Annotated in this window: 11 protein-coding genes, 1 pseudogene and 1 CRISPR repeat array; of the genes and pseudogenes, 7 read left to right on the plus strand and 5 right to left on the minus strand. The window is 69.4% G+C overall.

The window, feature by feature from the left end; all coding sequences use genetic code 11:
* Positions 1 to 227 precede the first annotated feature (227 nt).
* The 3 genes from ACZ60J_RS38190 to ACZ60J_RS38200 form a co-directional block, all read right to left on the minus strand.
* The gene (locus tag ACZ60J_RS38190; RefSeq protein ID WP_469688770.1) at positions 228 to 425 is read right to left on the minus strand and encodes a hypothetical protein; all 198 of its coding nucleotides are present in this window, start codon (positions 423 to 425) and stop codon (positions 228 to 230) included.
* A 96-nt stretch (positions 426 to 521) separates the two neighbouring features.
* The gene (locus ACZ60J_RS38195; RefSeq protein WP_469688771.1) at positions 522 to 761 is read right to left on the minus strand and encodes a hypothetical protein; all 240 of its coding nucleotides are present in this window, start codon (positions 759 to 761) and stop codon (positions 522 to 524) included.
* Positions 762 to 828: 67 nt separating this feature from the next.
* A complete protein-coding gene (locus ACZ60J_RS38200; protein WP_469688772.1) occupies positions 829 to 3,471 on the minus strand; it encodes a YfgM family protein in 2,643 nt (880 codons plus the stop codon).
* Between the two features lie 214 nt (positions 3,472 to 3,685).
* Here ACZ60J_RS38200 and ACZ60J_RS38205 point away from each other — a divergent pair, with 214 nt between their 5' ends.
* Entirely contained in the window at positions 3,686 to 3,913 is a 228-nt protein-coding gene (locus tag ACZ60J_RS38205) for a hypothetical protein (protein ID WP_469688773.1), read from the plus strand.
* Here ACZ60J_RS38205 and ACZ60J_RS38210 read toward each other — a convergent pair.
* Both ACZ60J_RS38210 and ACZ60J_RS38215 read right to left on the minus strand, forming a co-directional pair.
* Positions 3,871 to 5,634, minus strand: coding sequence for a zeta toxin family protein (locus ACZ60J_RS38210; protein WP_469688774.1), 1,764 nt, complete (start codon positions 5,632 to 5,634; stop codon positions 3,871 to 3,873). The genes ACZ60J_RS38205 and ACZ60J_RS38210 overlap by 43 nt on opposite strands.
* A gap of 206 nt (positions 5,635 to 5,840) precedes the next feature.
* Positions 5,841 to 6,485, minus strand: a complete 645-nt coding sequence (locus ACZ60J_RS38215) for a hypothetical protein (RefSeq protein WP_469688775.1) — start codon at positions 6,483 to 6,485, stop codon at positions 5,841 to 5,843.
* A 290-nt stretch (positions 6,486 to 6,775) separates the two neighbouring features.
* Between ACZ60J_RS38215 and ACZ60J_RS38220 the strand changes: the two genes are divergently transcribed.
* The 6 genes and pseudogenes from ACZ60J_RS38220 to ACZ60J_RS38245 all read left to right on the plus strand — a co-directional run.
* Positions 6,776 to 7,486: a CRISPR-associated endoribonuclease Cas6 gene (locus ACZ60J_RS38220; protein ID WP_469688868.1), complete on the plus strand. Its 711-nt coding sequence runs from the start codon at positions 6,776 to 6,778 to the stop codon at positions 7,484 to 7,486.
* Positions 7,483 to 8,937, plus strand: a complete 1,455-nt coding sequence (locus tag ACZ60J_RS38225) for a hypothetical protein (RefSeq protein WP_469688776.1) — start codon at positions 7,483 to 7,485, stop codon at positions 8,935 to 8,937. Before ACZ60J_RS38220 ends, ACZ60J_RS38225 begins: the two co-directional genes overlap by 4 nt.
* On the plus strand, positions 8,934 to 9,959 hold the full coding sequence (gene cas7i / locus ACZ60J_RS38230) for a type I-B CRISPR-associated protein Cas7/Cst2/DevR (RefSeq protein ID WP_469688777.1): 1,026 nt from the start codon (positions 8,934 to 8,936) through the stop codon (positions 9,957 to 9,959). Before ACZ60J_RS38225 ends, cas7i begins: the two co-directional genes overlap by 4 nt.
* Complete coding sequence (gene cas5 / locus ACZ60J_RS38235; protein WP_469688778.1) at positions 9,956 to 10,618, plus strand: CRISPR-associated protein Cas5; 663 nt, start codon at positions 9,956 to 9,958, stop codon at positions 10,616 to 10,618. Before cas7i ends, cas5 begins: the two co-directional genes overlap by 4 nt.
* 63 nt (positions 10,619 to 10,681) lie before the next feature.
* Positions 10,682 to 13,105, plus strand: a complete 2,424-nt coding sequence (cas3, locus tag ACZ60J_RS38240) for a CRISPR-associated helicase Cas3' (protein WP_469688779.1) — start codon at positions 10,682 to 10,684, stop codon at positions 13,103 to 13,105.
* A pseudogene (locus ACZ60J_RS38245) lies at positions 13,026 to 13,283 on the plus strand (Dna2/Cas4 domain-containing protein); the annotation flags it as partial. The gene cas3 and the pseudogene ACZ60J_RS38245, both read left to right, overlap by 80 nt.
* Positions 13,284 to 13,325: 42 nt before the next feature.
* Positions 13,326 to 13,817: direct repeats of the CRISPR family, unit length 26 nt; unit sequence TCATCGACCCTCCGAGGGGTCACAAC.
* Positions 13,818 to 14,462 lie beyond the last annotated feature (645 nt).

The raw sequence follows: 14,462 nt of genomic DNA on the forward strand, positions 1-14,462 counted from the left end.
GGCCCACCAGCGCAGAGAAGGTAGAGCTTGTCCGCGGAGTGCTCGTCTTCGTTGGAGACTTCGAGGAACGCGACCTGGAAACGGCAAGACGTACCTACCCAGGCCGCCGTCCAATCCTGAACGCCGACGGCGGCCTGGAGGTACATCCAGCAGGAACGGGTGACCCGACACCACTGCTTTCGTAGCAACACGACACGGCTGGTGTCGGCGGTGGCCGACCATCCGGCTCAGTACGCGGGCAGCGGCGGGGCGGTCTGCCCGGCCTTGACAACCTCGGCTGACAACCGCACCGGCACGTACGGGGTGAGAGCCTGGGCAATGGCCGCGGCGAGCTCGTCGGCGTCGCGGACCAGGTAGTCCGGCGGGGTGATCCAGATGCGGGGTGCCGCATCAGAGTCGTCCTGATTGGCGTAGAGCTGGGGCACTGGCCTTCCTCGTACCCCCAGATGCTCTGCTGGTCCAACCCGGCATCCAGACGGGTGCGGTCCGCCGTGTGTCAGCTCCGACGCCGCCGGCTTCGGCTAGGCAGGACCGGGCGCGTACGAGGGGCCGTAGACGATCTCCCCCAGGCGGTCGGAGTGCCCGAGGACATCTATCCGTACGTGCCGCTTGAGGGTGCGCAGCTGGCGGCGCAACTCCTCCGCGGTGAGGCCAGCCCGCTGGGCGAGTCCCGGGCTGTCGGCGTCCCACAGGTTCAGGCCGAGGATGTCGCACTCTCCTCTGCTCGGCGACGGCCAGGAACACCTGTAGGGCCGTCTCATCGGCGATGAACTGGCTGTGTACGTACGCGATGGCGTGCTAGCTCATGTCAGCTGCTCTCCTTGTCAGTCACGCCTGCCGGGCGGCTACCAGAGCCCGCCAGGCGGTGCGTACGGGTTCTTCGCCGCCGATCCACTGGGTGGTAGAGGTGCTGGGGGTCGGGAGGCCGGTCATGTAGTGGGCGATGTCGGTGAAGTACGCGAAGTCACCGCTCGCGGTGAGCATGTGCAGGCGGTCGATGGTGGCAGCCACCTGCTGCTCCTCGTCGAGGATCGCGTGGTGGAAGGCACAGGCGAGCTCGATGAACCGCAGGAGGAAGGGGAGTCCGGCACTCTCGACCTCGTTGCGCAGGTCCTCGGCGCGGCCGGTGATGCCGTCGGTTCCCGCGTCCTTGATCAGGCCGACGACGTCGGCGAGGAGCCGGTTGGAGCGCTGGTCGAGACCTTCGAGGAGTTGGTGGGCGTAGGCGAGTTCGTCCTCGGCGCGGTTGGGGTCGGCGAACGACACCGCGAGGGCGAGGCGGACCTGCGTCATGGCCCGCTCGCCGGCGGCTGCGTGCTGTTCGGCTTCGGCGCGGCCGGCCTCGAACGCGGCGACTGCATGGTCGGTGTTGGCGTGGGACCAGTGGATGTCGCCCAGGACGCGGTGGTGGCGGCCCTTCCAGCCCAGGGAGGGGACGGCCGCGAGGGCGGTGGGGAAGTCCCCCGACAGCCTCGACAAGTTGGCCAGGCCCCGGCGGGCCTTGGGAGCCAGACGGCCGCCCCTTTCTGCGACCTGCTGCATCCCGGCGCGGGCGGCCTGGTTGTCGCTGAGGTCTTTGTACGCCTTGGCCCGGTAATACAGGGCCAGCTCGGTGAGCTCCGCGGGCAGCAGACCGGTGTCGAGGATGTTGGTGAGTCGTTCGGCGGTGCGGGCGCGGTGTTCGTGCTGGCGGCGGGCGATCGCGGTGAGGAGCTCGGCCAGGGCGTCGGCAGGGGTGTCCGGCTCCGTGGTAGCGGGCAGCGCGAGCGGCTCCCAGACGGAGTCGTCGGTGTAGGTGAAGGCGGCCTCGGTGAGCCAGCCCATGTCGGTGAGGTGGTGGTCGCGGGCCAGGCGCAGGCCTTGGCGCAGGCACGCTACCAGGAGCATCCGGCTGGACCCGGTGGTGGACTTCGTCCACTGGCCCCCGAGGGCGGCCAGAGCCCGGGCGGCGGCCTGCTGCCAGTCGGCTCCGGTCCAGTGGTCTTCGCTGTGGTTGTCGTCGTGGACGGCGGTGCGGATCGCACGGTGCAGGTGGAAGGGCCACAGCGCGTATGGATCTTGGGTGACCAGGGGCCGCTCGGTCAGGCGCCGGGCGGGTGCCTGCTGGGTGAGGCCGGCGGCGTTGGTGGCGAGGTCGAGGTCGAAGGCGTCCAGCAGGGCGACGCTGCGCAGGACATGCCGTTCCTCGGGGCTGAGGTCGGACATGACGCGGGCCAGCAGCGCGGGGAAGGTGCAGTCGAAGTCCGCGGCCGACGGGGTGCGTCCGGTGCGTCGGATCTCGAGGAAGCGGCTGACGGCGAGGTCCAGGTGCAGGGGCAGGCCGTGGGAGCGGGCGGTGATCGCGGCCCGGACGTCGGCGGGGATGAGGGGCTGGCCGTCTTGGACTAGGCGGCGGGCGAGGTGGAGGTCGCAGTCCTCGGCCGCGAGGTCCCCAACCAGGTGCTGGCGGGCAGCCGGCCCGTTCGGACGGGGGCCGGGAACAGCAGAGTGGGAGCTGCTGTCGAGGCCCGGCCAGGCGGTGGGGCCGGTCCAGTCGAGTTCGCCGTGCAGGGCGGGATCGGCCCACTGCAGCCGGACGCGGCCGCCGATGATGAACAGGACGGACGGCATGAGCCAGACCAGGCGTTGGAGAAGCCGCTCGAAGTCGCGGTGCCGGTCTGCGGTGTCCTCGAAGGTGTCCAGCAGTACAACCGGGGTGAGCTTCTTCTTAGCGGGCAGTTTCTCCAGGTCCCAGGCGAGCAGGTGGGGGTAGAAGGACAGCGCCTCCAGGTCGGGGGTTGCCTCCAGCAGGGCGGCGGTCCGGGCGGCGCCGGCCAGCGCCCGGGCCTTCTCCTGGCGTTCGCGTAGGGCGGTGACCAGAGCGGAGGTGAGCTGTCCGGCGGCGGAGCCGACCAGGCCGGGCAGTTGCAGGGCGCCGGCGATCTCGCTCACCCCGGCCTGCAGCTGCCCGGGCAACATGCTGGCGAACCGTCCCGTGAGCCCGGTGCGCCGGATGTACTCGTCCAGCGGTTCCCCGGGGTGGACGTGTTCCCAGTAGTTGCGCAGCGCGATGTCGAAGCCGGGCAGGGTCCGGCCCAGCGCTCCGGCGAGTGCGAGGCGGATGGTCAGGATGACCCGCTCGAAGTCCGAGCCGGTCGACGCGGCCCGGGACAAGTCGATCCGGATCGGCAGGAGCCGCCGTGACCAGGCTGGTGTGCCCCATTGGGCGGGGCGGTCGTCGCCGCCCGCCAGCGCTGTCTCGATCTTGCGGAGCAAGGTGGACTTCCCCACGCCGCCCACCCCGTGGAGCATCAGCACGTTGTGGCGGGGCGCTTCGAGGTCCTCCACGTCGAATGCGGGAAGGGCGATCCGGCGCAGGTGCTCCTCAAGTACGCCGGAGACGACGGCCCATTGGTGCTGCCGGTCGGTGAACGCCTCCGCCGTGGTGAACAACGGGTCGTTCGAGCTGAACAGCGCGCGCAGGTCGGCCATGGTCCCCCCAGGGTGATCGTCCCGCCCAACCTATGCGGCTCCCGGGCTTGGTGGAGGCACTCCGTGTGGGCGGGGCCCGGGAATCGCCGGTAGTGGACGGTGAACCAGCCACAGCCGACAATGATTCCTTTTGTCTGCTGTTCCCGGCTCGAAGGTTGATTCCATGCCCGCTCCCACACCACCCTCCTCCCCTTCCTCTGACTCCGCCGGCCCGGTGGCCTCCAAGCTTGTACGGGAGGTAATCGCCTGGTACCAGGAGCAGATCATGGCCGAGCGGCGCTCCCCCGGCCCCGACCCCCAGCGACTTCGGCAGCTGATCGCCGGTCACGCCGCATGCGTGCAGGACCAGCTGCTCCTGGAGGACGCCGACCTCCAGGAGCAGGAGCGCATCACCGTCCTCTACGCGGCCCGGCTCAAGGAACTGGAGGACAGCGGGTCGTAGCCGTAGTCGGTGCTCCCGGCGCGCAGAGGCAGCGCGGCCACCGCGGCCGGGCCGGAAAGCCGCCTCGGTCGCAGCCGCTCGGGCATCAGCGGCCTGGCCAGAGCGGAGACCTCCTCCACGTCGGCCCGGTATTCGGGCATCTCCAGGCGCAGTCGGCGCTGCCCGGCCCAGAACACGGCGGCTTCCTGTTCGGTGTACGGCCGGGCATGCTCGGCGCGCAGCGCCGCAGCTCCCGGCGCAGAGGCCTGCGCCACGGATGCTTTGGCGGCAGAGGAGTACAAGACGGTGGTATCGCGGCGCAGCACGACGACCGAGTCGGCCATCCCCGACTCCTCGACGGCCGCGACCGCTTCAGGAAGCACCGCGAAGTGGTTGTTGTGACCTCGCTTGGTCGTGTACCGACCGGTGCCGACGAGGCGCTGTACCTGGGCGTAGCGGTGGGCGGTGCCCTGGCGGGAGTCCGCCGCGCGCACGGCCAGGACCACCAGCTCCACCCGGTACCCCGCCTGCCGGTACAGCATGATGCTGCTCAGGAGGGTGCCCACGCTGGAGGGGGCCATCTCGACGACCACATCGCCGCGGCGCTGGCGAACGTACGCCTCGGCCATGGCCTGCCACGCCCGGTAGTCTGCCCGGATCCGCTCCCCCGCGGTCCGGGGCTCCTCCTTCAGCAGCTGCCGGTAGTCCGGATGCATGCTCTTGAAGTCGCCGCCGCTGATCTGGGTGGGCCTCCCGCGCAGCGCACGGCGCAGCATCGGTGTCATAGAGGTCTTGCCGGAGCCGGGCTGCCCTAGCAGGAACACCACGACCGGATGCTCCTGTGGGGTGATGTTCGCGAGGGAGTACGGCGCGATCAGCTCGTCGAAGGTCCAGCGGTGTTCCTCGGCGGAGAGCCGGTGGTAGTCGACGCCGGGCGCCGTCCGCCACGGCTGGGCGATTCGGCGGACGGGTTCGGCGAGCGCCGCGGCCCGCTCGGCGTCCCGCCGTACGGCCAGCGCCCAGTCCGAGGGGAGTCGCGGGTCGTACGCGCGCCGGTCGGCGTCGGCGAGCTGGCGCCGGAACACCCCGGTCTCTGCCGCACTCCACGGTCGCAGCCACTCCGCCCGCACCGCCTCGCTGGCGCCCGCCGCGCGCAGCCACCTCTCCTGGGGCATGAGCTCGTTGGAGTACAGCACTTCGGCCCCGCGGCGCACGACGACGACACGGTCGGCTAGGCGTCCGGCCTCGATGTTGGCCAGGACGTCCGGCACGGCGGCCGCGCAGCCGCCCTGGTTCTCCCAGGACACATATCGGGGCCGGCCCTCCTCGGCGAGCCGCAGGTACCGGTCCAGCACCCCGAGCTGGGATACCGCCTCGGGTACAGCCAATGCCACGACCTCGACCCGGTAGCCGGCCTGCCGGTAGAGGGCGATCGAAGCCAGCAGCGCGGCCGGATCGGCCAGTGCCTCCTCTGCCACCACATCGAACCGGCATGCTCGGGCACGGGCTTCCACGGTGGCCTGCCATCGGTAGGTCTCCGGCCGGACCCGGACCCCGGCCGTACGCACGTCCTGCGCTAAGAAGGTGGCGTACTGCGAGTGGACGTTCTTGTAGAGGTCACGCTCGACCCTCACCGCGCCACCGCGCTTGGCCAGGGCGCCATGCACGAGGTCCATGACTAGGGTCTTGCCGCTGCCGGCCTGACCGAGGACGAACACCACGACCGGCTGTTCCTGGGCCACCGCGCCCAGTACAGCGGCGGACAGGAGCGCGTGCTCTAGGTCCGCTTCATTCTCTGTGCCGGAGAGCCCTCTCACGGCAGTGCCCGCTCTGTTCACTGGATCTCCTGGATATGCCGAGGGGCCCGTTCCACAGGACGGGTCCCTCCCTGAGGTTGCCTAGTGGGGTGCCGGAGAAGCCTTCGTGGCTGCTTCCTGCGCAAGGGCGGCTACATGCCGGCCTGTGCCTCTTTGACCTGTTCGGTGAGGGTGTTCCGGCGCCGGTCGTCGTCGGTGATGATCCGGCCCACCTGCACGTCACTGATGCCCAGGGCTTTGGCGGCCTTCGTCTTGCCGCCCCACTGACCGCCGGTGAGCTCGCGAACCATCCCCGCGTACGTGCGCTGCCACAGGGCGTCCTGCGCGGCGAGCGCCTCCCGCTCGGCCTTGATCTGGGCAGCCGCCTCCCGGGGGTCGTCCGGTAGTCCGAGGCGGAGGAGCCGGGTGAACTCGTCGAGGAGGTCCTGGTCGTCATCAAGGGCCTTGAGGCCGCCGGACGTCACGTAGCTCGAGGGGTTGGCTGTCCGATCCTGGGCCAGCCCGATACGGGGCTGCGCCCGGTCGGCGGCCTGCTGGGGGGTGAGCTGGGCGACCGTCCAGGTGCTGTCGTCCTGGTTGCCCGGTTCGGTGCGGTAGGCCCACCAGATGGTGCGGCTGTCGGGGTCGAGGACGATCTCGTGGAGGTCTTCGTCGTGGTGGCGGGTCAGTTCCGTCAGCCGGTAGGCGGCCGAGGAAGCATGGTTGCGGATGTACTCCTCGGCTGTCTCCAGGTCGGCGACGGTCGTGGTGTGCAGCGGCTGCACGGGTTCCCACATGGTGCCCCCCAGGGGTTTGGTGTGGTGCGGAACCCCAGTATCGACGCACCCCCGTCGGAATGCAACGGGGGTACGTAGAACTCTTGGTTGCCATGGTTCCTCGCCACCCTTGCTGGCCGAGGTGGGTAACGGGCCAGGAACACTGTGATCCAGCCTTCCGGACGGGCTCCCACAGGGACTGTCAGAGGGCTCACCTAGTCTCAACATCGTCTAGGAGTTCGATCTTCGTTCTCCTGTACTCAACGCTGCCTAGGTGCCAGAAAGCGAGCGGGATGAGACTGAGCTTGGCTGTGACGACCGCTGCCACCGAGCTTCCGTGGGAGGCGGTGCTCGCACCGGGGCGCGGGCTCGTCTACGACACCCTGGCCCGCACAGCACCCGAATTGGGTAGGCAGCTCCATGCCGAGGGCTTCGGTACACACGGCATGGTCCCGTTCGGGCACGGTGCCCCGGTATTCGCCGGCGCCCGCCGCAAGCCGGGCCGGTACGCAGCTGGCGGCCGCGGCGTCGTCGAGTTCGGCAGCCCCTTGCCGGAGGTAGTGGAAGCCCTCGCCGCTGGATTCGCCCAGCGGGAGGTGCTCGACTGGGGCGGCGTCGCCCTGCGGCTGACCGGCATCACCGTGCTCAGCCCTCCGGACTTCTCCTCCGGCCGCGCCATGCTGAAGACCGCGACGCCGGTGGTGATGAAGGGATCCGGACGTGGCGAAGACGGCATCCGGACCACCCGGCAGGACTGGCTACTGCCAGCAGAACCCGAGTGGGCCGGCTACTTCCAGGGCAACCTGCGCCGCAAGGCCGAAACGCTGGGAAGCGATCCCGGGGTGAGCTTGGAATCCGTCACCTGGATCGGCCCGAAGCGCGGCTTCCGCGTCGGCCAAGGGGTAAAGCCCGGAGCCGCCGTGGAGGTGGAGGTGGCCGGAGCGCCGGAAACCCTGCAGGCCCTGTGGAGCTGGGGACTGGGGCAGGCGAACTCCGCGGGCTTCGGCTGGATATCCGCGTGAGCGGCCACGAGCCGGACCTCGAATCGCAGTCCCGGCTAGTGCTCACCGCCCACCCGCTCCAGCGCGTCGGCGCGTACGCGATCGCAGCACTCGCTGGCGACGGCCATCCGCGGGATCTCTCGGCGCATGACTTCGAGCGCGCGATGGAACAGGTCACCCAGCATGCTGTGGCAGCTGCTCTGGTCCGTGACAGCAAGGGCGCGAGCGGGTTCTGGCTCAAGGTCAGCTATTCGTTCTTTCCGGTTTCGCCGATGAACCACCCAGCAAACAGCAAGAAATCCGACAGCGTCGTGCGGGATGCGATCCGTGGCTGGCGGGCTCTGCCCGATCCCGGTGCCTGGCCCGAGGCCGATTGTGCCCTGTGCGGCCGTCAGGCCGTCGGGTTCTACGGGAAGGTCGACGTCGCCCTCGCCGAGAGCGCGACGTACCGCAACAACGTTCCCCGTGGCCACGCAGGGATGGCGATGTGCCGCCCGTGCCGGGCCAGCTTCCACGCACTGCCCTACGGCTGCCAGCTGACCGGCGGGCCGTCGATCGCCGTGCACAGCTGGGACGACCGCTTCCTGAAGCGTGCCGTGACCCGCCAGGTGGAGCGCAACCTGCCCCTGGCCGAGACCGGTGACCCCGCCCGACGGCAGACCGAGGTCCGCGAGGTCGTCGCCCTGACCGCGCTGCGCCGCTACAGCGATCGGATCGCCGACGGGGCGGAGCTGCTGGTCTTCAACAACAACAACCGCGGCCAATCTCTCGAGCAGTACGGCCTGGAACAGCCCCTTGCCGAGTGGCTGCGTCGCACTTCGCGTGACCCCGAGCTACGGCGCGGGTTCACCGCCCTGCTGCAGGCTCACGCCACCAAAACCGATCCGGGCGTGGTGGCCTTGGCCCGCAATGCCTTCCGTGACCCGGCGCGGATCCTCGGCAGCGGGACCCGCCACTTGGGCCGACTGGTTGCCGGCGCAGCCCCTGACCGCGAGCGGGTGGCCGACTTGGTCGCCCTGCTCTACTCCTTCGTCACCGAGGTGATGCTGATGAACGAGAAGGACCTGTCCGAGATTCGGGCAACCAGCGGCCGAATCGCCCTGCTCCTCAGTCAGGAGAGTTCCGGAGGCAAGCTCCGGCAGTTCCGTGCCCTGCTCAGGGACTCGCCCAAACTCCGGCGCTGGCTGACCGACCAAGGTGTACGTAGGGCGATCAATCCTTCCGACGGCAGCCCAGGGCCGCTGGTTACCGAGCGGGCCTTCACTCTGCTCTTCGACCCCGGCTCCGACAACCCGGCCTGGTTCCACCGGGACCTTCTCCTGGTGGGAGTCCTGGAGGAGCTGTCCCGGCTCGGCTGGAAAGCCGGCGACAGCGATCTGGACACGGATGCCGACGAAGACGGCGCCGGGGACCTCGACGCCGTCGACAGCACGTTCATCACCGACGAAGAAGAGAATGAGGAGTCGCGTTGAGTTTCCTGGTGGGCAAGATCGTGCTGGACGTAGTCGCGGGCGCCCCGAACAACGGCGAGGGCGAGGACAACACCGGACGCGTCAAAAAGCTCAAGGTCGGGCGTGAGGAGTTCCCGTACGTGTCCGCGCAGGCATTCCGCCGGTGGGTACGAGACTCCCTGCCGCCGCAGGAGTCCCGCTCAGTGGTCACCCGCTCCGGCACCGGTGCGAAGCAGCAGGCACACACCGCGGGCCGCCCGGACCTGCACCTGGACGACGACCTGTTCGGCTACATGGTCGCGGTGAAGAGGGAGAGCTACCAGCGCGACACCGTCCTCGCCACCGGCACCCTGGTCTCCGTGGTGCCGCAGCGCCCCACGCTCGACTTCGGCACGATGAGCCGCGACTTCCCCGCCGGTGAACATCCCGTCATTCACTCCCATGAGCTCTACAGCGCCACCCTCGCCGGCGACCTCCTCCTGGACCTCCCGCGCGCAGGGGTCTTCGAGAGCGACGGCAACGGCCTGCGCGTAGCCATCAGCCCCGCCGTCGCCGAGGAAGCCGCCAAGAACGGTGCCGAGGTCACCACGCTCCGCGGCACCGCCGCGGTACGCCTCCCGCTCGCCGAACGCCGCCGCCGCATCGCCACGCTCCTGCGCACGCTGGCTACGGTGCGCGGCGGGGCGAAGCAGGCGCTGCACTACGGGGACCGCACCCCTTCGCTGATCCTGCTGGCTCCGCTCAAGGGCGGTGTGAACCCCTTCACCCGGATTCTGGCCGGCCGTGACGGCAAGCCGGTGTTCCTGACCGAGGTCCTGCGCGAGGAACTGGATGCCTGGGCCGATGAGCTGGACGGTCCGGTACTGCTCGGCTGGGCGCCGGGGTTCCTCGGTGACCAGCGCGAGCGCGTCCGCGGGGAGCTCAAGGACCTGATTGAGGAAGGCAGTGTCGTCCTGGACCACCCTCGGGTGGTGCTCAACCAGCTGGCCGACCGCATCGAGCAGGGCGATCATGACGTGTGGTTCGAGGACCCGTCCGCGTGAGCAGCACCGTTGTCACAGCGCTGCAGGTCACGATCACAGCGCCCGTTGTCTCGTTCCGCAATCCGCTCTATGCGGGGGTGCAGGTCACACTGCCCTGCCCGCCGCCTGCCACCGTCGGCGGCCTGCTGGCCGCCGCAGCCGGGGGCTGGCCGAGGGTCAATCCGAGGCTGCGTTTCGCCATGGCCTTCCGCGCCGGCGGCAAAGCGGTCGACTTCGAGACGTACCACCCGCTGGACGGGGCGGGGAAGAAAACCTCCCCCGCCCCGCGCAACCGGGAGTTCCTCACCTCGGCCGAGCTCACCGTGTGGCTGGTGGAAGACCCGGAGGGGTGGAGGGCCCGGCTGCGCCGACCGGTGTGGCCCTTGCGGCTTGGCCGCAGCCAGGACCTGGTCGGCATCCGTACCGACCTGGTCCCCCTCCACCAAGAGACCGGCGCGCAGGGCTCGGCTGTGGTGCCGGAGTCCGTGGGGAAGGCGGGCGCGTTGTTGCGGCTGCCCACCGCGATCTCCAACGGGCGGGATCGCACTCGCTGGGACTCCTACCGGTTCGACGGATCCGGTCGCAGCGACCACCAGGTCGCTGACAGCTGGTCGACGGCCACGGGGCAGGCCGTCACCCTCCTGCCCCCGGTCCATCCCGACACTGTCACCTGTCCCTGACCCACACCACGCTGACGCTTCGGCCGCACGACAGATACGGACCCCATCGAGATCATGACGGACATGCTGTCCACACTGCGGGCCAAGAGCCCCCGAGGAACGCATCCCGGCGAACTCCTGACCGCTCACCTGGCCGACACCCGCGCTGCCGCGGCTCTCCTGCGGCAGCGCGTCGGCCGGCTGAAGGCGGCCGAGGACGTCTTCGACGGCATCTTCTGGACCATTGTGGGACTCGCTGCCCTCACCCACGACGCCGGCAAGATTCCCGACGGCTTCCAGCAGATGCTCGCGGGACAGATCCGGGCCTGGGGCGAGCGCCACGAAGTCGCCTCCTTGGGCTTCCTGCCCCAGCTCATCGACGACCCCAGCACGCTGTCGTGGGTGGCGGCCGCCGTCGCCACCCACCACCGCCCGCTGACCGGCCAGAACGGGCGCGACCTCCAGACCCTCTACGGAAATATCAGCGCCGACGAGCTCGCGGAGCGCTTCGGCCCGTTCGACCCCCACGCCGCCACCGCCCTCGAAGCCTGGCTGCGCGAGGCGGCGACCCGGGCCGGACTCCCGGCGGCCGGCCCACAAGGCGAAACCAAGCTCAGCACCACTGGACTGGTCAGCCGCGCCCACCAACTACTGGAAGAGGTGCTGGAGCAGTGGGAGGACCGGGTCGGGCGTGAGGAAGGCTTGGCCGCCGTGCTGCTGCAGGGAGCGGTCACCCTGTCGGACCACCTGTCCTCCGCCCACCAGACTCTCTCCACCGTCCAACCGCTGGATGCCGGCTTTCGTCCCCGGCTGGAGAAGGAGTTCGCCGACCGCGGCCGAACTCTGCGCGCACACCAGCTCCAGGCCGCCAAGGTCACCGGGCACATGCTGCTACGCGGGCCGACCGGCAGCGGGAAAACCGAAGCCGCTCTGCTCTGGGCCGCTGCCCAAGCCGACGCCCTGACGGCAGCAACGGGCGGCGTCCCCCGCGTGTTCTTCACCCTCCCCTACCTCGCCTCGATCAACGCCATGGCCATCCGTCTCGGCGATACCCTCGGCGACCGCGAGGCCGTGGGCGTCGCCCACTCCCGGGCCGCCTCCTACCACCTCGCCCAGGCCATCGCCCCACAGGACGGCGACGAACAAGACGAACACGGCAACCCCTGCCACGTCGACGCCGCCACGAAAGCACTGTCCCGGGCCGCGGCGACCAAACTGTTCCGCGAGAGCGTCCGCGTCGCCACCCCCTACCAACTACTCAGAGCGGCCCTGGCCGGACCGGCCCACTCCGGGATCCTCATCGACGCGGCGAACTCCGTGTTCATCCTCGACGAACTCCACGCCTACGACGCCCGCCGCCTCGGCTACATCCTGGCCAGCGCCCGCCTGTGGGAACGCCTCGGCGGACGAATCGCCGTCCTCTCCGCGACCCTCCCCGACGCCCTGACCAGCCTGTTCGACGACACCCTCACCGCGCCCACCACCCTGCTGAACACCCCGGACCTGGGCCTGCCGCCCCGGCACCTCCTCAACACCCGCAATCACCCGATCACCGATCCCGCCGCGCTCTCGGAGATCCGGCTGCGACTGGCCCGGGGCGAGTCCGTCCTAGTCATTGCCAACAACGTCGCCCACGCCACCACCCTCTACGAACACCTCGCTCCCGACGTCCTCGCACAGCACGGGCCAGATGCCGCGCTCCTGCTGCACTCGCGGTTCCGCAGAATGGACCGCTCACGTATCGAGAAGAAGATCGCCGATCGCTTCGGGACCGTGACACCCGACGCCCAGAACGGCCGTCGGCCGGGTCTTCTCGTCGCGACCCAGGTCGTCGAGGTCAGCCTCGATGTCGACTTCGACACCCTGTTCACATCCGCAGCACCCCTTGAGGCACTGCTGCAGCGCTTCGGCCGCATCAACCGCATCGGTGCCCGGCCGCCCGCCGACGTCATCGTTCACCACCCCACCTGGACCACCCGCCGCGGACATCCCGGCGAGTACGCCGACGGCATCTACCCACGCGAGCCGGTTGAGTCCGCGTGGAACATCCTCACCCGCCATCAAGGCTGTGCCGTTGACGAGGCGGACGCCACCACCTGGCTCGACGAGGTCTACGCAACCCACTGGGGCAGCCAATGGCACCAGGAGGTCCTGGAGCGCCGGGATAGCTTCGACCGCGCGTTCCTGCAGTTCCGCTACCCCTTCGAAGACCGCACTCCCCTGGCCGAAACTTTCGACGAGCTCTTCGACGGCACCGAAGCAATCCTCGCCCAGGACCAAGACGCCTATGCCGCCGCCCTGACCGCGGCCGGTCACCACCCCTCCGGGGCCGGCCGGCTCCTCGCGGACGAATACCTCATCCCCATGCCCCACTGGGCCGGCGCTCTCAGCAGCTACGAGAAGCGACTCAAGGTCCGGATCATCAACGGTGACTACCACCCCGACTTCGGCCTCACCGCCGTCCGCGATATGCCCCAGCACACCTACCGGGCCGGGGAAGTCCTGTGATCGACGAGGAGGACATTGGCGGTGTCCCATCAAATACTTGTATCACTGCCCCCGGCAGCTGTGGCTGTACCTTCGCGGCATCCGGCGAGTACCTGAGTGCCCCGTCCAGCTCGGCGAAGCCGTCCACGACGCCTCATACACCCGCAACACCCCCGCCGACCTCGGAGCGGCACATCTCGACTTCATCCTCGCTGAAGCACCCGCTGCGCGTACGGAGTCCTCATCGACCCTCGGAGGGGTCACAACGCGACGTGCGCGGCGTGGCGGTAGCCTACGAGGTGCGTCCTCATCGACCCTCGAAGGGGTCACAACGGCGGGGTGCAGCCGTTGATCATCAGCCAGAGGACGCGTCCTCATCGACCCTCCGAGGGGTCACAACGTGATGGCCCAGGCCGGTACGCCCAGGACATCAACGAGTCTTCATCGACCCTCCGAGGGGTCACAACTGATGGTTGGGGTTCCGAGATGTGCAGGCGTCGGGCCGTTCTCATCGACCCTCCGAGGGGTCACAACAGGACCTCAAGGACGTCAAGGACGAGGGGTTGGGCATCCTCATCGACCCTCCGAGGGGTCACAACCAGCAGCGCACGCCCGAGCAGCTTGCCGAACGGATCGTCCTCATCGGCCCTCCGAGGGGTCACAACACGCTGAGGGAGCCCCGATTGAGGCCATCACCTCTGAGTCTTCATCGACCCTCCGAGGGGTCACAACACCGTCTCCGACGCGGTTCGGCGGATGTACGGGGCGCCGGTCCTCATCGACCTCCGAGGGGTCACAACCGCACCGACCGGCCGATAGGAATCCCGGGGAACGTGTCCTCATCGCCCCTCCGAGGGGTCACAACAGGGCGTAGAGGCGTGCCGCGGTCTCATGGAGGCGTCCTCATCGACCCTCCGAGGGGTCACAACACCACACCTGGCTGCCCGACGACACCCTGTGCACCGGGCCGGCGGGTCTTTGGGCCGGGGTCCTCATCGACCCTTCGAGGGGTCACAACATGAACCGGTACTGCCCCTCGGCCTGGACGATGAGGGTCCTGATCGACCCTTCGAGGGGTCACAACTAGATGGGCTGGGCCCAGTTCGTGGCGAGGGCGGGAAGTCCTCATCGACCCTCGAAGGGGTCACAACGCCTGGCGCAGGAGCACGCCGGCGGAGAGGAGGGAGTCCTCATCGCCCCTCGGAGGGGTCACAACGTGTACGGGCGCATGTGCTCGTCGGTCAGCGACCGCGTCCTCATCGACCCTCTGAGGGGTCACAACGCTAAGGCTTACCCGGTCCGGTCCCGAGGGTCCGCCGGTCCTCATCGACCTTCGGAGGGGTCACAACTTGTAGTTGGAGATGAGCTCCGCTTCGAG

This window comes from Streptomyces sp. NPDC104226 (assembly GCF_055584085.1).